General features: G+C 57.0%; 26 protein-coding genes, 1 tRNA gene and 1 riboswitch. Of the genes, 14 read left to right on the forward strand and 13 right to left on the reverse strand.

Annotated features, from left to right (window positions below; all coding sequences use genetic code 11):
- Positions 1 to 2 precede the first annotated feature (2 nt).
- The 3 genes from yejB to gloB are packed head-to-tail and all read right to left on the reverse strand — an operon-like array spanning position 3 to position 3,709.
- Positions 3 to 1,073 (reverse strand): microcin C ABC transporter permease YejB, encoded by a 1,071-nt coding sequence (yejB, locus tag Q0931_RS07905; RefSeq protein WP_299258998.1) that lies wholly within the window; start codon positions 1,071 to 1,073, stop codon positions 3 to 5.
- Positions 1,074 to 1,078: 5 nt separating this feature from the next.
- Positions 1,079 to 2,926, reverse strand: a complete 1,848-nt coding sequence (locus tag Q0931_RS07910; protein ID WP_366941593.1) for an extracellular solute-binding protein — start codon at positions 2,924 to 2,926, stop codon at positions 1,079 to 1,081.
- Positions 2,927 to 2,941: 15 nt separating this feature from the next.
- Positions 2,942 to 3,709 (reverse strand): hydroxyacylglutathione hydrolase, encoded by a 768-nt coding sequence (gloB, locus tag Q0931_RS07915; protein WP_299259000.1) that lies wholly within the window; start codon positions 3,707 to 3,709, stop codon positions 2,942 to 2,944.
- A gap of 130 nt (positions 3,710 to 3,839) precedes the next feature.
- On the opposite strand from gloB, the gene Q0931_RS07920 reads away from it, so the two are divergent.
- From Q0931_RS07920 to nudC, 4 genes are all read left to right on the forward strand, one after another.
- The gene (locus tag Q0931_RS07920) at positions 3,840 to 4,706 is read left to right on the forward strand and encodes a methyltransferase domain-containing protein (RefSeq protein WP_299259002.1); all 867 of its coding nucleotides are present in this window, start codon (positions 3,840 to 3,842) and stop codon (positions 4,704 to 4,706) included.
- Between the two features lie 61 nt (positions 4,707 to 4,767).
- Positions 4,768 to 5,223, forward strand: a complete 456-nt coding sequence (gene rnhA, locus Q0931_RS07925) for a ribonuclease HI (protein WP_299259188.1) — start codon at positions 4,768 to 4,770, stop codon at positions 5,221 to 5,223.
- On the forward strand, positions 5,220 to 5,951 hold the full coding sequence (gene dnaQ / locus Q0931_RS07930) for a DNA polymerase III subunit epsilon (RefSeq protein WP_299259004.1): 732 nt from the start codon (positions 5,220 to 5,222) through the stop codon (positions 5,949 to 5,951). The genes rnhA and dnaQ overlap by 4 nt, the downstream gene beginning before the upstream one ends.
- Before the next feature lies 1 nt (position 5,952).
- Positions 5,953 to 6,729, forward strand: a complete 777-nt coding sequence (nudC, locus tag Q0931_RS07935; RefSeq protein ID WP_299259006.1) for an NAD(+) diphosphatase — start codon at positions 5,953 to 5,955, stop codon at positions 6,727 to 6,729.
- 45 nt (positions 6,730 to 6,774) lie between these two features.
- Here the strand turns inward: nudC and Q0931_RS07940 are convergent, their stop codons facing one another.
- Positions 6,775 to 7,101, reverse strand: a complete 327-nt coding sequence (locus tag Q0931_RS07940) for an SCP2 sterol-binding domain-containing protein (RefSeq protein ID WP_299259008.1) — start codon at positions 7,099 to 7,101, stop codon at positions 6,775 to 6,777.
- A gap of 133 nt (positions 7,102 to 7,234) precedes the next feature.
- Here Q0931_RS07940 and sohB point away from each other — a divergent pair, with 133 nt between their 5' ends.
- Entirely contained in the window at positions 7,235 to 8,284 is a 1,050-nt protein-coding gene (sohB, locus tag Q0931_RS07945) for a protease SohB (RefSeq protein ID WP_299259010.1), read from the forward strand.
- An 88-nt stretch (positions 8,285 to 8,372) separates the two neighbouring features.
- Here the strand turns inward: sohB and Q0931_RS07950 are convergent, their stop codons facing one another.
- Positions 8,373 to 8,645 carry a metalloregulator ArsR/SmtB family transcription factor gene (locus tag Q0931_RS07950; protein ID WP_299259190.1) on the reverse strand — a complete coding sequence of 91 codons (273 nt, stop codon included), beginning with the start codon at positions 8,643 to 8,645 and terminating at the stop codon, positions 8,373 to 8,375.
- A gap of 252 nt (positions 8,646 to 8,897) precedes the next feature.
- Here Q0931_RS07950 and Q0931_RS07955 point away from each other — a divergent pair, with 252 nt between their 5' ends.
- Together Q0931_RS07955 and Q0931_RS07960 are read left to right on the forward strand one after the other, a co-directional pair.
- Positions 8,898 to 9,578: a 7-cyano-7-deazaguanine/7-aminomethyl-7-deazaguanine transporter gene (locus Q0931_RS07955; RefSeq protein ID WP_299259012.1), complete on the forward strand. Its 681-nt coding sequence runs from the start codon at positions 8,898 to 8,900 to the stop codon at positions 9,576 to 9,578.
- 61 nt (positions 9,579 to 9,639) lie between these two features.
- On the forward strand, positions 9,640 to 10,437 hold the full coding sequence (locus Q0931_RS07960; RefSeq protein WP_299259014.1) for an alpha/beta fold hydrolase: 798 nt from the start codon (positions 9,640 to 9,642) through the stop codon (positions 10,435 to 10,437).
- A gap of 29 nt (positions 10,438 to 10,466) precedes the next feature.
- Here Q0931_RS07960 and Q0931_RS07965 read toward each other — a convergent pair whose 3' ends face one another.
- From Q0931_RS07965 to Q0931_RS07985, 5 genes are all read right to left on the reverse strand, one after another.
- Positions 10,467 to 11,888: a 3'-5' exonuclease family protein gene (locus tag Q0931_RS07965; protein WP_299259016.1), complete on the reverse strand. Its 1,422-nt coding sequence runs from the start codon at positions 11,886 to 11,888 to the stop codon at positions 10,467 to 10,469.
- Between the two features lie 139 nt (positions 11,889 to 12,027).
- Positions 12,028 to 12,480, reverse strand: a complete 453-nt coding sequence (gene mntR, locus Q0931_RS07970) for a manganese-binding transcriptional regulator MntR (RefSeq protein WP_299259018.1) — start codon at positions 12,478 to 12,480, stop codon at positions 12,028 to 12,030.
- Positions 12,481 to 12,722: 242 nt separating this feature from the next.
- The gene (locus Q0931_RS07975) at positions 12,723 to 13,736 is read right to left on the reverse strand and encodes an ABC transporter substrate-binding protein (RefSeq protein WP_299259020.1); all 1,014 of its coding nucleotides are present in this window, start codon (positions 13,734 to 13,736) and stop codon (positions 12,723 to 12,725) included.
- Positions 13,733 to 14,524 (reverse strand): ABC transporter permease, encoded by a 792-nt coding sequence (locus Q0931_RS07980; RefSeq protein WP_299259023.1) that lies wholly within the window; start codon positions 14,522 to 14,524, stop codon positions 13,733 to 13,735. The genes Q0931_RS07975 and Q0931_RS07980 overlap by 4 nt, the downstream gene beginning before the upstream one ends.
- Positions 14,521 to 15,234 (reverse strand): ABC transporter ATP-binding protein, encoded by a 714-nt coding sequence (locus Q0931_RS07985; protein ID WP_299259027.1) that lies wholly within the window; start codon positions 15,232 to 15,234, stop codon positions 14,521 to 14,523. Before Q0931_RS07985 ends, Q0931_RS07980 begins: the two co-directional genes overlap by 4 nt.
- A gap of 80 nt (positions 15,235 to 15,314) precedes the next feature.
- Positions 15,315 to 15,443, reverse strand: a riboswitch (TPP riboswitch).
- A gap of 162 nt (positions 15,444 to 15,605) precedes the next feature.
- On the opposite strand from Q0931_RS07985, the gene Q0931_RS07990 reads away from it, so the two are divergent.
- Together Q0931_RS07990 and Q0931_RS07995 are read left to right on the forward strand one after the other, a co-directional pair.
- Entirely contained in the window at positions 15,606 to 16,454 is an 849-nt protein-coding gene (locus tag Q0931_RS07990) for a hypothetical protein (protein ID WP_299259029.1), read from the forward strand.
- A 112-nt stretch (positions 16,455 to 16,566) separates the two neighbouring features.
- The gene (locus Q0931_RS07995; RefSeq protein WP_299259031.1) at positions 16,567 to 18,276 is read left to right on the forward strand and encodes a potassium/proton antiporter; all 1,710 of its coding nucleotides are present in this window, start codon (positions 16,567 to 16,569) and stop codon (positions 18,274 to 18,276) included.
- A 59-nt stretch (positions 18,277 to 18,335) separates the two neighbouring features.
- Here the strand turns inward: Q0931_RS07995 and Q0931_RS08000 are convergent, their stop codons facing one another.
- From Q0931_RS08000 to Q0931_RS08010, 3 genes are all read right to left on the reverse strand, one after another.
- Positions 18,336 to 18,575: a hypothetical protein gene (locus Q0931_RS08000; protein WP_299259033.1), complete on the reverse strand. Its 240-nt coding sequence runs from the start codon at positions 18,573 to 18,575 to the stop codon at positions 18,336 to 18,338.
- Positions 18,576 to 18,689: 114 nt separating this feature from the next.
- Positions 18,690 to 18,941 (reverse strand): hypothetical protein, encoded by a 252-nt coding sequence (locus tag Q0931_RS08005; RefSeq protein ID WP_299259035.1) that lies wholly within the window; start codon positions 18,939 to 18,941, stop codon positions 18,690 to 18,692.
- Positions 18,942 to 19,150: 209 nt separating this feature from the next.
- Positions 19,151 to 19,240 (reverse strand) — tRNA-Ser (locus Q0931_RS08010).
- Between the two features lie 147 nt (positions 19,241 to 19,387).
- On the opposite strand from Q0931_RS08010, the gene Q0931_RS08015 reads away from it, so the two are divergent.
- From Q0931_RS08015 to Q0931_RS08035, 5 genes are all read left to right on the forward strand, one after another.
- On the forward strand, positions 19,388 to 20,053 hold the full coding sequence (locus Q0931_RS08015; protein ID WP_299259037.1) for a Bax inhibitor-1/YccA family protein: 666 nt from the start codon (positions 19,388 to 19,390) through the stop codon (positions 20,051 to 20,053).
- 104 nt (positions 20,054 to 20,157) lie between these two features.
- Positions 20,158 to 20,550, forward strand: coding sequence for a sulfurtransferase complex subunit TusD (gene tusD, locus Q0931_RS08020; protein WP_299259192.1), 393 nt, complete (start codon positions 20,158 to 20,160; stop codon positions 20,548 to 20,550).
- A 30-nt stretch (positions 20,551 to 20,580) separates the two neighbouring features.
- Positions 20,581 to 20,934 carry a sulfurtransferase complex subunit TusC gene (tusC, locus tag Q0931_RS08025; protein ID WP_299259039.1) on the forward strand — a complete coding sequence of 118 codons (354 nt, stop codon included), beginning with the start codon at positions 20,581 to 20,583 and terminating at the stop codon, positions 20,932 to 20,934.
- 31 nt (positions 20,935 to 20,965) lie between these two features.
- Positions 20,966 to 21,250 carry a sulfurtransferase complex subunit TusB gene (tusB, locus tag Q0931_RS08030; protein WP_299259041.1) on the forward strand — a complete coding sequence of 95 codons (285 nt, stop codon included), beginning with the start codon at positions 20,966 to 20,968 and terminating at the stop codon, positions 21,248 to 21,250.
- Positions 21,251 to 21,314: 64 nt separating this feature from the next.
- A complete protein-coding gene (locus tag Q0931_RS08035; protein ID WP_299259043.1) occupies positions 21,315 to 21,665 on the forward strand; it encodes a TusE/DsrC/DsvC family sulfur relay protein in 351 nt (116 codons plus the stop codon).
- Positions 21,666 to 21,667 lie beyond the last annotated feature (2 nt).

Here is a 21,667-nt window from a genome sequence, read left to right on the forward strand (position 1 = left end):
CGCTAGCTCTCCCGTCGTTCAAAATCGATACGCGGATCGATGGCCACATAGATCAGATCAGAAACCAGCTTTAGCACCAGGCCGATGAGCGTAAAGAGAAAGAGCGTGCCAAAGATGACCGGATAGTCGCGCTGCAACACGGCCTCGTATCCAAGCATGCCAAGACCGTCAAGCGAGAAAAGTACCTCGATCAAAAGCGCCCCGGTAAAGAAGATTCCCACCAGTGCCGAAGGCAGACCGGCGATCACGATCAGCATGGCGTTTCGAAATACATGGCCATAAAGCTGACGTCTCTCGGAGGCGCCCTTGGCACGCGCGGTCATGACGTATTGCTTGTGAATCTCTTCAAGAAAACTGTTGCGGGTCAGAAAGGTCAGGGTGGCGAAACTTCCGATGGTCAGGGCGGCTACCGGCAGAGCGATATGCCAGAAATAATCGATGATTTTCCCCCACCAGGAGAGCTGGTCAAAATCGGGCGAGGTCAGTCCGCGCAGTGGAAACCAGTTGAGATAGCTTCCACCGGCAAAGACCACGATCAACAGCAGCGCGAACAGAAAGCCCGGAATGGCGTAGCCCACAATGACCAGTGCCGAGCTCCACAGATCGAACCGGCTTCCCTGACGTACTGCCTTGAAAATTCCCAGCGGCACGGAAACAAGATAGACCAGCAGCGTACTCCAGAGTCCCAGCGAGACGGATACCGGTAGTCGATCAATGATCAGCGTCGTGACTGACTGGCCCCGAAAAAAACTCTCGCCGAAGTCCAGTCGAACATAGTTGCCCACCATCGTGACAAAACGTTGCCAAAGTGGCTTGTCGAACCCGAACTGGGTATTGAGCTCCTCGATGAAGACAGGATCGATACCGCGTGTACCGCGGTTAGCGTCACCGCTGGCCACAACCCCATCACTGCCGCCGCCCAGTGTCGCACTCGAGCTCATTCCTTCGATACGCGACAGCATCTGCTCGACCGGGCCGCCGGGGGCGGCCTGCACGATCATGAAATTGAGCAGCAGTACGGCCAGCAGTGTCGGCACCATCAGCAACACACGCATCACGATATAGCGTGCCATGAGCGCTACTCCTGACGGGCGTCAATCAGGGCGTCGTTCTGAGTGTCGACCCACCAGCTGTCGAAATCCAGACCGTACTCGGGGCTTTGATCGGGCATGGCAAATTTTTTCCAGTAGGCCAGTCGCGTGACCGGCGAGTGATACTGAGGGATTACATAAAAGCCCCAGCGCAGGACACGATCCAGGGCCGAGGCCGCTGTGTCCAGCGCCTCACGTGAATCCGCCCGGATAATGTGGTCAACAAGATCATCAACTACCGGGCTTTCAATCCCCATGAGATTGCGGCTCTGCGGTTGATTGGCGTATTCGCTGCCCCAGTATTCGCGCTGCTCGTTGCCGGGATTGTTGCTCTGGGCAATGACGGTGGTGGTCATGTCGAAATCAAACTGACGCAGCCGAACCAGATACTGGCTCGGGTCGACGGTGCGAAGATTCACCTCAACCCCCAGACGGGCCAGATTGCGCACCATCGGTAGCGCCATGCGCTCAAGGCTTGAGTCACGCAAAAGCAGTTCAAAGCGCAGTGGCTGACCGGTTGATCGATCGACCATGCGATTATTACGTACCTCGTAGCCAGCCTCATACAGGAGTCCCAGCGCCTCTTTCAATCGAGGCCGCAACGTCTCTGGCGCCTCAATGGGCAAAGGGGCATTGAAGATCTCTTCAGGCAGTTGATCGCGCCAGGGCGCGAGAAGGGCGCGTTCGGCGGTACTCGGCAATCCCCTGGCTTCCATGGAAGATTGATCAAAGAAGCCACGGGTGCGGGCATAGAGACCGTAAAAAAGATTACGGTTGAGCCAGTCAAAATCGAATGCCAGTCCCAGTGCCTGTCGAACGCGCCGATCCTTGAAAATGTCGCGTCGCAGATTCATCACAAACCCCTGCATTGGCGCGGGGTTGTGATCCTCGATTTCAACGCGCTTGATCAGCTCCTGACGAGCGGCGGGAAAGTCATAGCCGGTAATCCAGTTGCGCGCGATGTTCTCAACGCGTAGATCAACCCGACCGGCCCGAAAGGCGGTAAAGGCAACGCTCGGGTCGCGGTAGTAGTCAAAAATCAGACGATCGATATTGTAACGGCCCCGATTGACCGGTAAATCCTTGCCCCAGTAGTTACGATCACGCTGATAGACAATACGCTGACCGGGCTGAATGGATGCAATTCGGTAAGGGCCGGAGCCCATCAGAGGGTCAAGCGTGGGTCGTGTAATATCACGATCCTGAATGTCTTTTGCCGAAAGCACGGGTAACTGCCCCACAATCAATGGCAGTTCGCGCGAGTTGTGTTCGTTGAACTCAAAGCGCACGGTAAACGGAGACAGTATCTTTACATCGGTGACGTCGGCGTAGTAGGCCCGATACATGGGCGAGCCCTTCGTCTTCAGGGTTTCGAAGGTGGTGACGACATCTTCAGCCGTCACCGGGCTGCCGTCGTGAAAATGCGCCCGGCAGTCCAGATCAATCTCCATCCAGCGCCGGTCCGGATCCAGCCGAATACCCGCCGCCAGCAATCCGTACAGGGTAAAGGGCTCATCCGGGTTTTCTACCATCAGTGTATCGAAGGGCAGTCCACCCATGGCCGTGAGTCCGCTGGCCGGGTCGCCGCGCACGATAAAGGGGTTGAGTGAATCGAAGCTGCCCTGAGCGGCACGCACCATATCGCCGCCTTTGGGCGCGTCAACATTGACCCAAGGGAAATGATCGAAGTCCTCGGCCAGGGCCGGCGTATCGTACAGCGAGATGCCATGCACGGTCGGTACGTTACTGACCGGAGCTGCCTGCCCCGCTTGAGCCGACAGCCCCATCATGAGCGCTGCGCAGAGCACGCCATGCCACAGGGTCATGTGTGCCATGTCACGGATTCGCCTTCAAAAACGATCCTTCCAGGCCCGCAGGGTGGCAAAGGTGGCCAGTTCGTCATGGGTATCTCCCTGCTTGGCTGCACCGTGCTGTACACTTTCAAGGTGGGTGCGCATAAAGGGGTTGATGAGACGCTCACGCCCGATAGTGCTGGGCAGGGTAGGGCGATCCAGTTCGCGGGCCTTTTGACACTCTTCAAGCAGTGCATCGCGGGCGCTGTTGTCCGGCTCGGCAGCCTGAGCAAATTCCAGGTTGGACAGCGTATATTCATGTGCACCAAAGACCAGCGTGTCATCATCAAGCTCGGCAAAGCGTGTCAGGGCCTGATACATCTGCTCGGGCGTGCCTTCGAAAAGACGACCGCAGCCACCGCAGAACAGGGTATCGGCGCAAAAGAGCAGAGACGGCGTACCGCTGGAGAGAAACGAGACGTGATCCAGAGTATGGCCGGGAGTGGCCATGACCTCGAAGTGACGTCCCATCAGTCGAAAACGATCACCTTCTCCGACGGTTTCATCGATACCGGCAATGGCCGGATTGTCGGGGCCGATGACACGGGAGCCATAGCGCGTTTTCAGCTCATCGAGACCGCCGATATGGTCATGATGATGATGGGTGATCAGAATGGCTTCAAGGCGTGCGCCCGTGCGCTCCAGATAGTCGATGACCGGCTGTGCTTCGCCCGGATCGACCACGACGACGCTGCCCGTGTTGTCCTGTTCCATCACCCAGATGTAATTATCCTGGAACGCCGGCAGTGGTTTGACGGTCAACATGATAATCCTCGATAAAGTGGGTTGAAAAAAGAGTATAAGGTGCCCGATATAGCGAGTGTTTCGGGTAACCGCCAGCCTCGATAACCGGGGTGGTCATCAAATGCGATAACCATGCGATCAGGGGCCTTGCATGTCAAATCACCACGCAGACCAGGCAACGTTCAGCGAACAGTTCCTTGCCGGACAGCGTTACTGGCAGACCTCTCATGGCAGGCGACAGTGGCAGGCCGAAAAGCAGTGCCTGCATCAACTGCTGGCAAGATCCGGCGTGCAGCATGCTCTCGAACTTGGTGTTGCACCGCCATTGCTGGCCCACGACAGTATTCGCCATCGTATCGGCTGGGCACCGCAGCGCGAGCTGGCCGAACATTCCTCGACGCTTATCTGCCGTCCGGAAGCCCTGCCGCTGGCCGATGAGTCATTGGAGCTGGTTCTCGTCCATCACCTGCTGGAAGTGGCCCCTCAGCCCACGCATATGCTGCGTGAAGCCGCGCGTGTCACCAGCGACAGCGGCCGCCTGATCCTGATCGGCTGGCATCCTCTGGGCATCGCAGGGCCTGCACGACTCAAGCGATGTCACGAACGCTTTTATCAGCGTAGCCGCTGGCTAACCCCGGGACGGCTGCGCGACTGGCTGAGGTTTATCGATTTCAATATTGAACGTATCGATTACTGCGGCTTTGTGCCCTTTGAAAATACGCCGGACTGGCTGCTGATGGAACGCTGGGGACGGCGTCATAATCTTCCCCTGGGCCGGGCATGGATCATCAGTGCCAAACGCCAGATGTGTCGCATGATCCCGCTTAAACAGCGCTTTGACCCCGCTGCCATGCTCGGCAGCAAGGTGTCTGCGCTGGCCTGCACGAGCCATGAGTCCGCCGAGCCGCTCCATACCGCCTTGCCGGCCGTAACGTCTGAAAAGCCACTCCCCGATCCCGCCGGTCATGTTCACCGCGAAAAACGCAGCTCGGCAGCGCCTCCGGGTGTCATGGCATAATGGTGTTCTGATACCGGATACCACGAGGCGCGCAGTGAGTGATGAGGCAGTAAGTGATGACATGCGTCCCCATGTCATTATCCATACTGATGGTGGGTGTCGGGGCAATCCCGGCCCGGGCGGATGGGGTGCGGTCCTTCGCAGTGGCCCCCACGAAAAGTGTCTGAAGGGCAGCGAAGCGCATACGACCAACAACCGTATGGAGCTGATGGCTGCCATATCTGCTTTGCGGGCGCTGACCCGCCCCTGCCGCATCGAACTCTGGACCGATTCGCAATACGTCCGTCAGGGCATTACCCAATGGATTCATAACTGGGTCAAAAAGGACTGGAAAACGGCCTCAAAAGCGCCGGTCAAGAATGCCGAGCTCTGGAAGATGCTGCTGGAAGAGTCTCGCCGACACGATATCGAATGGCACTGGCTCAAGGGCCATGCCGGCCATGAAGGCAATGAATTGGCTGATCAACTGGCCAATGACGCCATGGATGAACTCAGGACCAGTGAGAAAACGTCATGAGACAGATTATTCTCGATACGGAAACCACAGGTATCGAAGTCAGGGACGGGCATCGCCTGATCGAAATCGGCGGGGTCGAGGTCATCAATCGTCGCCTGACCGGTCGCCACTATCATCAGTACATCAACCCCGAGCGTGCCATCGACCCGGAAGCCATTGAAGTCCATGGCATTACCGATGCGCGTGTGGCCAACGAGCCGGTATTTGCCGATATTGCCCACGAGTTCTGGGATTTCGTCAAGGGTGCAGAGCTGGTCATTCATAACGCCCCCTTTGACGTAGGCTTTATCGATCATGAGTTTGCCATGGTCAATCGGGCACGCGGCAATGATGCGCTGGGGCCACTGTCATCACAATGCAGCATCCTTGATACGCTGAAGATGGCGCGGGATCGCCATCCGGGGCAGCGCAACAATCTTGATGCCCTGTGCAAGCGCTACGATATCGACAACGGCCATCGTGAGCTGCACGGCGCCCTGCTGGATGCCGAAATTCTGGCCGATGTCTATCTGGCCATGACCGGGGGACAGACCGCACTGACGCTGGGTGCAGAGCGTGACACCGACAGCAACACCGGCAACACCGGTTTTGCCATTCGCCGACTGACGTCAGAGCGCGCGCCGTTGCGGGTGATTACCGCCAGTGATGAGGAAGTGCAGGCTCACCAGCAGAAGCTGGCCAAACTGCGTGAAAAGGGTGTCTGTCTCTGGGACAAACTGGAGGGATGAGATGCTGACACGCGATATTCGAACGCTGGCCAACTGCCATGAAGGTTATCTGATTCGTATCGGGGAGCATGGTATTGCCGACAACGGTCAGGGCGGTATCCTGCAGCCACGCGCTCGCTGGCCCGACGGTGCGATTGCGATCGGCTACTGGAACGAGGTGCCGGTCGCGGTGCTGCCGGAGCAGGGCGATGAGCAGTGGCTGCCGGCGCGGCACTGGCTGGGCACCCTGCCCGAAAAGTTCTTTGGGCTGGTATCCACAGCGCTTCAGATCGTGCGCTGGTCGCAGGATCATCGCTTTTGCGGACGCTGCGGTACACGCATGCGTCGTCGATCCGGCGAGTTCATGATGGCGTGCCCCGCCTGTAGTTTTCGAAGCTATCCCAGAATATCGCCGTGCATCATCACGCTGGTGACCTGGCGTGATCAGCTACTGCTGGCGCGCAGTCCTCGCTTCCCGACGGGGCGCTTTAGCACCCTGGCCGGATTTATCGAGCCGGGAGAATCGGCAGAAGAAGCCGTGCGTCGCGAAGTTTTCGAAGAGGTCGGCGTCAGAGTGGGGCGGGTCAGCTACTTCAAAAGCCAGTCATGGCCCATGCCACACTCTTTCATGATGGGATTTTACGCCGAAGCGGCCAGCCGTGACATTCACATCGATGGGGTCGAGATCGAGGCAGCTGACTGGTTTACCGCTGATCAATTGCCAGGCCTGCCACCGTCCTATTCCATCTCAAGTGCGCTGATCGAAAACTTTTTACGCGGCAGCGCCACCCGAGAGTAATGACCCAGGATAAGTGGCGATGCCAAATGCCTGTTTTTTGGATGGCTAGGTATCGTTGCGGCGTCGAAAAAGACGCGTCAGGCGAGAGGCCAACATGATGTCGCCCCGCGCGCGAACCTTTCCGGACATGACCGCCTGCATGCCACTGAGCTCCTTGTTGATCAGTCGCTCAAAGGTACGCGTATCCGTCATCAGCGTGACGGAAGGGGCATCATGATTGCCTTCCTGAACATTTAGCGTTCCATCATCGATCACGACAAAATAGCGGGGCCCTTCATCCAGCTCGAGCTGCAGGGTTTCGTGAACACCCGCTGCGGCTTGTGCATCAAAGCGTTCGTGGAGTTTTGCAATCAGAGGCGCGGTATCGACCATCTTTATATCCGGTTGATGATTAAAAAAACATGATAGCCATTTCATGGCTCGCGATGTCTGGTCTTCAGCACATTCAGACGTCATGTGCGATGATGGCGCGCATTCTATCCGTTATACCCGGGAGGTTGAAAACGTGGGCGAATGGTTATCCAGCTACGCGCTGTTTCTGGCACAGAGTGTCACGGTGGTCCTGGCCATTGCCGTGGTACTGATGCTCGTGGTTCGAGCACGTGGTCATCGCCAGGAACGTGGCGGCAGGCTTCATGTGCGTAACCGCGGAGAATATTTTCGGCGCCATCGCGAAACACTTGAGGATGCCACCCTTAAAGAAGGTGCGCGCGAGCGTAACATCAAGGCTCGATTAAAGGCGCGCAAGGCAGAACAAAAGACGGCTAAAAAGCAAAAGCAGGCTGATGAAAGGCGCAATACTCTCTGGGTACTGGATTTTGATGGTGATCTTCGGGCATCGCGGGTGCCTGCCTTCACGGAAGAGATTACCAGTGTCCTCATGGCCGCCAGGCCCAATGACGAAGTACTCGTACGTCTGCAGTCAGGCGGGGGGCTGGTCCACGCCTATGGTCTGGCCAGCGCTCAGCTGGATCGTCTGCGTGAGGCGGGCCTTAAACTCACAGTCAGCGTCGACAAGGTGGCTGCCAGCGGCGGCTACATGATGGCCTGTTGCGCCGATCGTCTGATCGCCGCCCCCTTTGCTGTTATCGGCTCGATTGGTGTGGTGGCCCAGGTTCCCAATCTGCATCGCCTGCTCAAGAAAAACGATGTCGACGTCGAAATTCTGACCGCCGGGCGCCACAAGAGAACGCTCACAATGCTGGGCGAAAATACCGAAGAAGGGCGTCAGAAGTTTCTGGACGATCTTGAAAAGACCCATGATCTGTTCAAGTCCTGGGTGGCAGACCGGCGTCCGACACTGGATATCGAGCAGGTCAGCGAAGGGGATATCTGGTACGGTCAACAGGCCATCGATATTGGGTTGATTGATGAAATCAACACCAGCGAGTCGTGGTTGCAGACGCGCAGCGATCAATGGCAGATTCTGGAAGTCGGTCTCAAGCCGCGGCGCTCGATGCTTGAACGTCTTGGCAAGGGAACCGAAGGCGCCATTGAGCGCGGCATCGATCGCGCGATCGATCGCATGGTAAGGCTGCGTTGGGAAAAACAGTAACGCTTTTTTGATTTTGAAAGACAATTTTGAAAGACAAGCGGCCTGCCCCTGTGAGAAGCAGGCCGCTTATTCAAACCACGTACCCGGATCAGGACTGATCAAGCCCTGCCAGCGTATCAATGACTGCCTCGGCGTGCTTGCCACGCAGGGAGTAGTAGATCGTCTGGGAAGCACGGCGTGTGTTAACGAGCTCTTCACGGCGCAGTACAGCCAGATGCTGTGAGAGCGCCGACTGGCTCAGGTCCAGTTTGCTGTTCAACTCTGAAACGGACATTTCACCTTCCCTGAGAAGACAGAGAATGCGTAGTCGGTTTTCGTTGGCCATGGCCTTGAGCAGCGGTGCAGAATCGAGAATGACCATTTCGCACCCCGCTGTCGCGATCGGTGCAGTGGCACATACACTCATTTTTAACTCCTTGTGAAAAAAAACGCTCTGCATGTTGGTGCGCTATTGTCCAAATGTTGTATCTGGCAGTTCTCGGCGTTTCAACAGTGCAGTACCGTGTGCCATGGCATTGATGAACTCGCTCATCAAACAGCCTCTGGATTAGCGCTCACGGTTAGATGATTTTATACCTTTCTGGTTCACATAAATCGATTAAAAAACCCGATAATGCTCATATTTGACTATGCCAAAATGCGTATTGCGCTTTTGGTGCTCTGTAGTTTTCATATTCTGGTTATTGCCGCCAGTAATTACCTCGTCCAGCTGCCCATCACGCTTCTGGGCTTTCATACGACCTGGGGCGCCTTCAGCTTTCCCTTTTTGTTTCTTGCGACTGATCTTACCGTGCGTTTGATGGGACGGCATGCGGCAAGACGTCTCATCGCCCGCGTCATGCTGCCGGCACTGGTCGTATCCTATCTGGTCTCCGTTTTGTTTCAGCAGGGACAGTGGCGGGGCCTGGAAGCGCTCTGGTCCTTCAATCTTTTTGTCGGACGCATCGCACTGGCAAGCTTTATGGCTTATGCCCTGGGCCAGGCGCTGGATATTTTAGTGTTCGATCGGCTAAGACGGAGATCCCCCTGGTGGCTGGCGCCTGTCGGTTCCACGATTCTCGGCAATCTGCTCGACACCTTTATCTTCTTTTTTGTGGCGTTCTGGCACAGCCCCGATCCCTTCATGGCCGAGCACTGGATCGAAATAGCACTGGTCGACTATGGTGTGAAACTCACCATCAGCATGCTGCTTTTTCTTCCTCTCTACGCCATGTTATTGATCTGGCTGCAGCGATGTCTGCTTCGACTTTCCGGCGTGGAAGCACAGGCCGCTGATGGCAGAGAACACGGGTGATGTCTGTTTAAAAACGAGCAGGGCATCATGGCATCGATAGGGACAGGGGAACGGAGACTTCATGAGTATCGAGCTTCACTACGCGGATTCGGGCGTGCCGGAACAGACAGACGCTTTACCGCTCGTGGTTTTGCACGGCCTTTTCGGCAGCGCCGACAACTGGCGCTCCCACATCAGGCACTGGCGTCAAACGCGACGCGTGGTGGCCGTGGATCTGCGTAATCACGGTCGCTCAAACCATACATCCGGCATGCATTACGAGGACATGGCCGCCGATGTGCTGGAGGTCATGAACCAGCTGGATATTCAGCGGTGTGATTTGCTGGGCCATTCCATGGGCGGCAAGGTGGCCATGACCCTGGCAAGACGTCATCCGCAGCGCATCGCGCGCCTGATCGTGGCCGACATTGCCCCCATTGCCTATGAGCACGGCCACGATGATATCTTTCGTGCCCATCGCCTGGTCGAGGATGCGCTGCCCGAATCCCGCAAGGAAGCCGATGACGTCATGGCCGAGGCCATCGACAATCGAACCACAAGGCAGTTTCTGGCCACCAATCTGGTGCGCGATGACCAGGGAATCCTTGGCTGGCGCGTTGGGCTCGACTTTATTGAAGAGGGCTATAGCGACATTGTGGCGCCGCCTGGAGGAGAGAATCCCTATACAGGACCGGCCCTGGTATTAAGAGGGGAGAATTCCGACTACGTTACGGACGACGCGCTGCCCGTGATTGCCGATATCATGCCGGCATCAAAAGTCGACACCATCAAGGGTGCCGGCCACTGGCTCCATGCCGAACAGCCCGAGGCCTTTATTCAGGCCATCGATGCCTTTTTGAATACTGACCGGAGCAGGTAACACGGCGCGCTCATTATCACGCCGGGTCCTTATTCTTCGAGCGGGATAATGCTGATACCCTCATGTTCGTTGACAAGAAAGCGCGTCAGGATCTTGTAGGTATCGGCATCAAAGGCAATATCCTGCGCAGCCGGCGCCGCATTATTCAGATCTTCCACACTGCCGAGATAGCACCAGTGGTCCACCAGATGGTAAACCACCTCCTGATCACTGGCCATTTCTCTGAAAGCCACACGGCCCTTCCAGGGCCAGTGTCTGATACGCAGACTTTCAAGCGCCTCGCGAGCACGCTGTGTATGCGACTCCAGACTTTCCTGATCACAGCAGGCGCCGGCACAGCGCCCGATCTGATAGGCAAAGCAGCGTCCCTTGCCCCGTTCCAGCCCCATGACACGCGGGCATAGACGCTGCTGTTCCACGATACTTGTCAGCGCCTGAGTGGCCTCTCTTCGCGATCGAAACATGCCGTAGCGTGTGCCCGACATATCGTCATGCAGCGCTTTTTGCCCGGCAAGCTGCGGCGCTTGAGCCTCCTCTGGCCAGTACCAGGTATGAAGCCCGGCGTTACGGCGTAGCCGGCGATTATAAATGGGAGAGAGCTGCTTGATCAGACGTGCCTCAAGCAGCTGCGCGCCAAGATCGCCCGCGGTTTCATGCCATTCAAGATGACGCGTCTGCTGACAGATTTTCATTTCGCGGTCGTTACGGTGATCGCTGTTGAAGTGACTCAACACCCTGGAGCGTAGATTGATGCTCTTGCCGACATAAAGGGGCAGCTGGTTATGCCCATAAAAAAGATAGACGCCGGGCCGGGAGGGCAGTTCATCAAAAAGCCCGGGATCAAGCTGCGCGGGAAGACTGCGCCGGCGCTCCTGATCAAGTACCTGTGTCTCGATCTGTTCGGTACAGTGATGTCTTGACCAGTACTGCCAGACGGAAAACAGCGTCATGGTATCCCCCATCGCCCGATGGCGCGGCGGATGCGGTTCGAGCTGATAACGGGTCAAAAGAGCATCCAGACCATGATGGTGCGAGCTTTTATCCAGCGCCCGCGACAGCTTGAGCGTGCAGACCACGCGACGGCGGAATTCACGTCCCAGCCTTCGAAACTCGTTGCGCAGGAAGCTGTAATCAAAACGGGCGTTATGGGCAATCAGCCAGCCGTCTCCCAGCCACTGTTCGAATCTGTCGGCGATGTCCTCGAAACCGGGCGCACCGGTGACCAGCGCATTATCGATGCCGGTCAGCGTGGCAATGCGCTCGGGGATATCAATGCCCGGGTCCACCAGCGACTCGAAGCGATCAATGATCCGACCATCCAATACGCGAAGAGCTGCAATTTCGGTAATACGGTCCCGGGTGGCACGCGTACCAGTGGTTTCAAGATCGATAAAGATCAGCGGCGTATCCGCCAGTGGCGGGTGCGTCTGCCCCCTGGGATGAAACGACATGACCGGAGTCTCCCGACGCCTGTAGCGTCGTGCTGGAACACGGAAAAATGAACACGCCTGCAGACAAGCCATCACGGCCGCAGGCGAAGCACTTCATTCAGGATAGGTAGTGAAACGTCAGGACGAGAAACAGGAGGCGTTAACGGCTGGTCATGCGGGAAATGGAATCCGGCACCAGATGGGGATTGTCGGCCAGAAAACGATGCATGGCGGCGACGGTTTCATCGCTGCAGTGATGCTCGATACCTTCGGAATCGGCGCGGGCAATACTTTCGGGAACCCCAAGGGCCAAAAGCGCCTGCAGCACGACACTGTGGCGCGCAGCCACCTTGTGGGCCAGCTCTTCTCCCTGATCGGTCAAAAAGATACCCCGATAGGGACGCGCATTGACCAGCCCGTCACGCTTGAGACGCGTCACCACCTTGGATACGGCCGCCGGGCTGACTCCGAAACGATCGGCAAGATCACTGGCACGCGCTTCTCCCAGATGACGATGCAGATGCGCGATTTCCTCGACATAGTCCTCCACCAGTTCACGCTGGTGATCCTGGCGCACGCGCTCAAAATGTTCGTGGTGGGACGTTGATGGCATGACTCTCTCTTGATCGATCGCCGAAACGGGAATAAAAGTAACACATAAAAGTTGACTATTATAATAAGGATTGTAAACAACGCTGGATTCAACAATCCCTGTTTAAATCTACCCCGGGCCCCTTGTTTCAAAGGCCCGTAACCCTTTTGACCGGTTCGAATTTCCCCCTGGATTCCACTCAGACTGTCGCCATGATGTCTGTGCTTTCTCGACACTTGCATGCGGGAATGAGGAGGTTTCCATCACCCGCCGGCGGCATTGACGTCTTCGGCCAGACGGCCAACAGGCACACGCTTTTTAATCACGCCGCGATCCAGCAGAAAGCTTTCGAAATCCCGGTAACGGGCCGTATCGAGGGCCGCCGGACGCAAGGCAAAGCGAGCAATACTGGCCTCCCACGCCTTGTGATTGACCTCGTTGTCCAGCGACGAATCGTATGACTTGAACAGTGTCCAGCTCTCGTCCGGATGATTCACGATCCACATCGTGGCCTGCTCAATGGCTTTCATGAAGCGCGACACCAGCGGGCGTTTTTCATCCAGTGTTTTAGTATTGGCCAGAAAGATCAGCTCATCATAGATGGGTACGCCTTCCTCCTCGATAAAAAAGGCGCGGCCTTCGACACCTTCCTGCGCCAGCTGTGCCGGTTCGAAATTGCGAAAGGCGCCTGTCACCGCATCGACCTGTCGGCTCAAAAGGGCAGGGGTCAGGGCAAAGTTGACGTTAACAGGCTCGATATCACTCATGGCAAGGCCTGAATGATTCAGCATTGCTGCCAGCAAAACCTCCTCAACGCCACCCACCGAATAGCCCACTCGCTTGCCCTTGAGATCGCTGAACTGATGAATGTCGCTGTCGGCGCGCACCATCAACACGTTCAGCGGTGTACCGATCAGTGTACCGACACGCTTCACCGGCAGCCCCTCATCGACCTGGAGATGGAGCTGGGGCTGATAGCCCAGCGCCAGGTCCTCCCGACCGGCGGCGACCAGCTTGGGCGGGGCAGTGGGGTCGGCCGGTGTATCGATGGTGACCTTCAGGCCAAGGTCGCGAAAATAGCCCTTTTGCTCGGCAATGATGATTGGCCCGTGGCTCGGATTAACGTACCAGTCCAGCATCAGACGCAGAGAGGCCTCGGGGGGCGAGGCCAGAGGCGCCGGCGCATTCCCGTCAGTACGCTCGTCGGCTCTGGCAGCACCGGTCAGCAAAAAGGCCATGAGTGCCGTAAACCATAAGCGATCCAATACTCTTTTCATGCTCTCTCTCCATTGATTAACGCATGCCTGCCGGCACGATCCGGCTGCCAGGGCATAGCCAGACGACACAAACGATCGACGGTAAAATAAAGCGTGATGGTGATTATTAGCAGCACGATCAGCGCGGCAAACATGAGATCGGTCTGCATGCGTCCGTTGGCTTGCAGCATGAGGTATCCAAGCCCGGCGCTGGAGCCCACCCATTCACCGATGATGGCGCCAATGGGCGCAGCCGTGGCGGCCATGCGAAGCCCCGAGGCCAGCGACGGCAGAGCGGCCGGCAGACGGATGTAAAAGAGCTGGCGATTGGCGCTGCCCCCCATGGTGGTGGCCAGATCAAGCCAGCCGGGTTGTGTCTGGCGCAGACCGTCGTAGCAGGTCGAGGCAACCGGGAAATAGATGATCAGGGTCGCCATGACGATTTTCGACCCCGGGCCGTAGCCGAACCAGAGGACCAGCAGCGGTGCGATGGCAAACACCGGGATCGCCTGGGTCAACAGTAGCAACGGCAGCACGGTCGAGCGCAGAAAGGCCCAACGCGATAGCGTCAGTGCCGTGACCGTGCCCAAAAGGGTTCCGCAGAGAAAGCCGGCCACGATTTCGCCAAGCGTGACCAGCGCGTGATGCCACAAAAGCACCGCCTGTGCGACAAGGGTGTGCAGAACGCTCAAGGGCGATGGCAGCATGTAACGTGGCGCGCCCAAAAACACCATCAGCTGCCAGAGCGCTATCAGCACGGCGGTGGCCAATATCAGGCGCAGCAGGGCCAGACAAGGAACTCGTGTCATGCGTCCTGCTCCGTCAGCGCCTTTAGAAGCTGACCGTGATGGTGACTGATCGATGCGCCGGCAGGATCGCGCGGTGGGGCGCCTTCCGGCGGCAGGACACGCTCGATACGGGCAGGACTGTCCCGCATGACCAGCAGTTGATCGCTCAGGCGCAGTGCTTCAAGAGGATCATGCGTCACCATTAACACGATACGATCCGACAGCAGTTCGCAGGCCTGAGCGTGAATATCGAGACGGGTCATGGCATCCAGCGCGGCAAAGGGCTCATCCATCAATACCAGCGGCGCCTGTTCAAAAAGCGTACGTGCCAGCGCCACCCGGGCACGCTCTCCGCCGGAAAGCGTTTGCGGATAGCGCCGTGCAGCCTGGCCCAGCCCGACCCTTTCAAGAAGCGCCATGGCACGATCGGTATCATGGCGTTCACCGCGCATGACCGCCCCCAGTTGAACGTTATCAATCACGCGCCGCCATGGCAGCAGAAGGTCCTGTTGGCCCATCCAGGCAATACGTTTGTCAAAAGGGCGGTGAGAGGTGTCCATCAGTGTCAGGCGCGCGTCACTCGAGACGTCAAGCCCTGCCATCATGCGCAGCAGTGAACTCTTGCCACAGCCGCTTTTCCCCAGCAGGCAGCTCCAGCTGGACGCTGGAAGGGACAGGGAGACATCGTCGAAAAGCACGCGGGTACCGAAGGCAAGGCGTGCGTCGAGCACCCGAAATCCATCAGGCACGAGAGAGTCGGAAAGTGAATCTGATGGTCGCATGAAAGCCCTGTTTAAAGGGCGAAGGGCACGGCTTGCGTGATTCGAAATCCCTCCGCCGGCATGAACCGGATCAGGTAATGGGCGCTTTTGAACGCCTTGCGGGTTGTGGCTGGCCACTCTCAGCATCGATTTGCATCAATACACCCCGTTCGAACACCGCCGAGTCTAGCGTCTTGCGCCAGCGCCCACCATGGTTTCATGAATGACAGCCCCATTATTTCTGCCATCAGCATGAAGGGCTTTTTTATCAGAGCGTTATTTGCATACTAAAGGGAGGCCAATCATTTCTGCTGCACTTCATCAACAAGGACTGCCTCTGCATGACACCACCGTGCGAACTGACCGAGCGGCTCTCCTTCTTTCTGGGGCGCCAGCTCATCGCCCAGCCACTGGACTGGGAAGATGCCTCCAACTGGCGCTGGAAAAGCGAAGCGCTGTCGCCGGAAATGATTCGTATGGCGCGAACCAGTATCAACGATCCCTTCTGGCACGGGCTATGGGCACTTTTCGGGTTTGATCGCTGGACACATGGCGAGCATCTGACACGGCTGGCCGGTAATCTGCCGGCACATCTGCCCATGCTGCCACTGCCCATGACATGGCTGGGCGAGCTTCAGGGCGCCCCGATCTGGAGTCTGCCCTGGCGCGCCGGGCGTACTGCCACCATGGACCTATCATTCACCTCGCGTCTGGGCGAGCAGATTGGCCGGCTTCACGGTGTTCCGGTGTCGGGCTGGGGGCACCCGCTGGCGACAATATGGCCGCTGTCTGCCTGGCCTCAGCGGGTAAAGCGCTATCTGGACCAGCATCTGCCTCCCGAGGTGCGCCGGGATCTCCCGACCCGGGTACCCGTGCCGGAGAGCGCCGTCTGGTGTCTGCCGGATCTGCGCGACGATCAGTTTATACAGGGGGCCACGGACTGGTGCTGGAGCGATTGGGAAGCGCTGGTATGGGCGCCCCGAGAGTTTGACTGGGCGCTGATCGAGCTTTTGATCAGCGACCCCGAGCAGCAACGCCATTTCCTGAATCGCTACTGGCAGTTCTGTGATGTTATCGATATCAGGGCGCATCGAATGATCTGCCGGGCCATTTTATGGCGATTCAACTGCTTTGGCTCCTGTCCATGGCCACAGGTGCGTGACGCTTATTGCTGGCTCGATTATCTGTAAGGATATCCCTGGACAGGACGTTTTTGGTCATGGTCATTCAGAGGCATGGATGATAAAGAGCAGCGATCATGGCACACTATTGCTTATTACATGAGGTTCTTAAAGGAACGCCGTGACAGACTTTAACAGCATATTCCTTATTGGCGGGTTACTGGTGGCCATGAGCATTCTGGCCAGCCGGGTATCCGCACGTATTGGCCTGCCGCTGCTTCCCCTGTTCCTTGGCATCGGCATGCTGGCAGGCGTTGACGGCCTGGGGCTGATCAATTTCAGCGACTACAACCTGGCCTATCTGATCGGACAGCTGGCGCTGGCCATGATCCTGCTGGACGGCGGTCTTCGCACACGCATGAAGACCTTCAGGGTCGGTCTGCGACCGGCCCTGTCGCTGGCCACACTGGGCGTGTTTTTAACCAGCGGCCTGACCGGGCTGTTTGCGATGTGGGTCTTTGATCTCAATCTGTTTCAAGGACTGCTGGTCGGGGCCATCGTCGGATCAACCGATGCCGCGGCCGTATTTTCGATGCTCAGCGGGCAGGGCATTCGCCTCAACGAGCGTGTCGGTGCCACGCTTGAGATCGAGTCGGGTACCAACGATCCGATGGCGATCTTTCTGACCCTGATCCTGTCGCAGACCCTGGCCGGGTCCATCGACAGTGTCAGCGGTACATTGCTGATGTTTGTCGAACAGTTCGGCATTGGTGCGGTGGCAGGCATTGTCAGCGGCTGGCTGCTGGGACGCCTGTTACGCTGGCTGGATCTGGCGCCAGGGCTTTATTCACTGCTGGCTGCCGCCATGGGCTTTAGCGTTTTTGCCCTGACCAACATGCTGGGCGGCAGCGGTTTTCTGGCCATTTATCTGGCCGGTGTCCTGATCGGCAACATTCGTGGCAAGCATCTCGAATTCATTCTGCCCGTCCATGATGGCCTCGCCTGGCTGAGCCAGATCGGGCTTTTCCTGACGCTGGGCCTGCTGGTGACCCCCAGCGAAATGGTCGATTACGCCTGGTCCAGCGTCATGGTCGCCGTAGTCCTGATCTTTGTAGCGCGCCCACTGTCGGTACTGCTGAGCCTCAAGCCCTTTTTCGGCTTTCGCTGGCGAGAGCTGACCTTCATTTCATGGGTAGGGCTGCGGGGAGGGGTGCCGATTGTTCTGGCCATTTTCCCGGTCATCGCCGGGGTCGAAAACGCCTCGCTCTATTTCAACGTTGCCTTCTTCGTGGTGCTGATCTCTCTGATACTGCAGGGCACCACGATCGGCCATATGGCCCGCTGGCTCAGGGTCGAAATACCAGCAGAAACCGCGCCGGCTCGTCGTCGATTACTGGGCGTATTGCCTGAAGATGATTACGAAATGTTTGTCTACAAGGTCGACAGCAAGCGCGTTGAAAATACCCCGTTGAGGATGCTGCGCTTTCCTTCCGGTGCGGTAGTGGCCGCCGTTTTCCGCGAACACGTCATGATTCATCCGACCGGCAGCACGCGCCTACAGGCAGGAGATGTGGCCTGCGTTATCGCCCGAACTCATGATCTCAACGCCATCAACCACCTTTTCAATGGCGATGCTGAACTCAAGCGCGAGCGAGACTTCTTCGGTGCTTTTGCCCTGTCAGGCGAAGCTTCGATGGGCGATGTGGCCGATGCCTATGGTCTGACCCTGTCACGCTGGGAGCGCGAAGAAACGCTTGGCGCCTTTATTGCGCGTCGCGTTGGGGGCTACCCGGTAGTAGGCGATGATATCGACTGGCACGGCATTCACTGGGTCGTGCAGGATGTAGAGGGTAACAATGTGACGCGTGTGGGCCTGAGGCTACACGGTTAGATACGAGAAACAAAAAAGCGCCCGCTGATCAGCGGGCGCCCTGCTTTTCAGAGCACGCCTCAGTTCATGACGCGCCATTTGTTGTTTTTCTGCGAGGTCGGCGGCAGAGGCTCATCATCATGATCAAGCTGGATTCGCGTGGACTCGCTCAGCAGATCCCCCTGCGGCGTACACTCCTGAAATTCACCGGCGTAACCTGGACGATCACCTACATCGTAAACCCCTGTAGGATTATCACCCTGATGCTCGCCTTCCCGGTCCATGTTGCCCTTGGTAAAACCACGTCCACTGTCGGCCATTTGAAACCTCCCTATCACCCAATAACCTGAAATGAGCCTAGGCAAGGCTGCATCACTCTGCAACCAGTTCCCCGATGCCATATCGCGAAAGCAGAAGGGCACAGAGCTATCTTGTTAGCGGACCGTGCTTCCAGATTCGCTCAGCTGACGAAACGCATGCACGGCACTGTCCTTCATTCCCTGCTGGCGATAACAGGCTTCAAGATTGATAAAGACTTCCAGCATGTCCTGATCAAGGTAAAGCTCATCTACCTTGTCATTTTTCTGCCAGAGCTCCAGACAGGCCGCGCCCGAGTCACAGGGCTGCTGAATGACCTTGATCGGAAAATGTTCACGGGCAGCATTACAAGCTTGTTGTAAACGCACAAATGTCAAAACCATTGCCTCGGTATGGATGTTGATGGCTCAACAGTAAGTGCAGGTGTTTTGATTGTAAATTTTTGAGGGATAAAAGTTTACCGCGACGCAGAGCCTGACGTGTGATCAGATTTCGACACTTGGGGGTCCGTCTGCCAGAAAACATGCCGAAAACGAAAAAACCCTGCCGATCATTGATCGACAGGGTTTTGAAATAGTGGCGGAGGGACAGGGATTCGAACCCTGGAAGGGCGTTAACCCTTGCCGGTTTTCAAGACCGGTGCATTCAACCGCTCTGCCATCCCTCCGGCTTACGGCGATGCATCTTAACAGCCTGTCAGCAAAGGTCAAGGAGCTTAATTCAATCAAAAGGGTCATGACTTGCAGAGACGGCGTTTGAAGCTCATTCTTGGTTAAAATTCCACCATAATCAGACACAAGGCAGGGAGTGATCCATGGTCGATAGAACCTATGGGGTCTCGCAGATCGGGACCAGAAGCGTTGAGTCACACAAGGTATTGCGCAATACCTACATGCTGCTTGCCATGACACTGCTGTTTTCGGCCGTCACCGCCGGGATCGCAATGTCGATGGGCATCCAGCGCATGAACATTTTTGTCTTTTTCATTGGCGCCTATGGGCTGATGTTTCTGGTCCACAAGACCGCCAATTCGGCAGCCGGGCTGCTGGCGACCTTCGCGTTTACAGGCTTTATGGGATTCACCCTTGGGCCGATACTTAGCGCCTACCTGACACTTTCCAACGGTCCGCAGCTGATCATGACTGCGCTGGGCATGACCGCAGTGACCTTTGCAGGGCTGTCGGCAGTGGCGCTGATTACCCGCAAGGACTTCAGCTTTTTAAGCAATTTCATCATGGCCGGCGCTATCGTGCTGATTCTGGCCATGGTAGTAGCGATGATCTTCAATATCTCCGGTCTGGCACTGGCGGTTTCGGCAGGCTTTGTCCTTTTTGCCTCGGCCGTAATCCTGTTTGAAACCAGTCAGGTGATCCATGGCGGTCAGGACAACTACATACTGGCCACCATCAGCCTCTATGTCGCCATCTACAATCTGTTTATCAGCCTGCTGTCGATTCTGGGTCTGACTTCCAGCGACTGAACCAGTGCGACATCATGGTCTGTTAACATGGAACCCTGCCTTCGGGCAGGGTTTTTTGGTTCCACGAGGCTTGTTTCAGGAGATATATCTTGGTCTCTCAAGGATTGACCTATGCCCTGATGGTGCAGGGGACGCCCTACAGCCAGCAGGCGTCTCATAGCGCCCTACGGTTTGCCGAGGCGCTACCAGCGCAGGGGCATCGTGTGGCAACGGTCTTTTTCTATCACGATGGTGTTTATAATGCCGCCAGCATGATGACACCACCGCGGGATGAACCTCATCTTCTCGAGCGCTGGCGAGCGCTTCATCAGACGCAGCAATGCGAGCTTCTGGTCTGTGTGGCCTCGGCCGTGCGCCGCGGCCTGCTTGACGAAGGCGAAGCGCGCCGTCATGGGCATTCACATTCGACCCTTGAGGCGCCCTTTGAACTGACGGGGCTGGGGCAGCTCATGCAGGCAGCACTTCATCACGACCGTTTGATTACCTTTGCTCCTTGAAGCAGGCATTACGGACAGGGCAGTAACATCATGGATTCAAAAAGCATACTGGTGATCGTGCGCCACCCGCCGCATGGCTCAAGCTGGGTACGCGAAGGGCTTGAAACAGCACTGGTCGGGGCTGCATTGAGCCACCCGCCAACCATTCTTTTCAGCGGAGATGGTGTTCTGGCGCTGCTTTCACATCAGCAGCGAGGCGCACTGGGTCAGAAGGGCAGTGCTGCCATGCTTGAAGGGCTGTCATTCTATGACATCGAACCGCTCTGGTATGACCAGCGTTCGCTTGAAGACCGCGGCCTGGACGTCGATCAGCTGATGTCAGGGTGTCAGCAGGCCTGTATTGCTGACATGATTGCCCGGCACGACGTGGTCATGAGTTTTTAATACGCCATTTCCTTTATTGACGGGTATCACCATGAGCACGCTTCATCTGATCAATCGCTCTCCCTTTAGCACCAATATTTTGCAGGAGCTTGCTGATGCCGTATCGCAGGGCGATCATGTGCTTCTGGTCGAGGATGGCGTCTACGCAGCATCAGGTACGCTACTGCACGCCCTGCCCAAAGGCATTGAGCTATGGGCACTAGAGGAAGACTGTATGTCGCGCGGGGTTACATCCTCCGACACCTCAAAAATGGTCGACATGGCAGGCTTTGTCGCCTTGACCGCCACAACGCATCGAACCGTCAGCTGGTTTTGACCCTCGGGTCAGCTTCGCTTTTTTATCGCCATAATCTTTTTCATTTTTCAAAGCGCCAGAACTCATGACTCCGGACACGGACACCCTGACACTTGTTGATGGCACGATCATCGCGCTTGATAGCGACGGCCACCTGCAAAATCTTGAATGCTGGTCTTTTGAGGTGGCCGAGAAAATGGCCGAACACGAGGGGCGCATACTAACGCCCGAACACTGGGAAGTTATCGAGCTGCTGCGTGACTTTTACGCACGCTTCGAGATGGCCCCGGCCATGCGAGCACTGGTCAAGGCCACTCGCCAGCGGCTGGGTGAGCAGAAGGGCAGTTCGATTTATCTGATGTCGCTTTTCCCCGAAAGCCCGGCACGCGTGGCAGCACGCCTGGCCGGTCTGCCACGTCCTACCAACTGCCTTTAGGT

Origin of the sequence: uncultured Kushneria sp. (genome assembly GCF_947497025.1) — a bacterium.
Taxonomy (GTDB): domain Bacteria; phylum Pseudomonadota; class Gammaproteobacteria; order Pseudomonadales; family Halomonadaceae; genus Kushneria.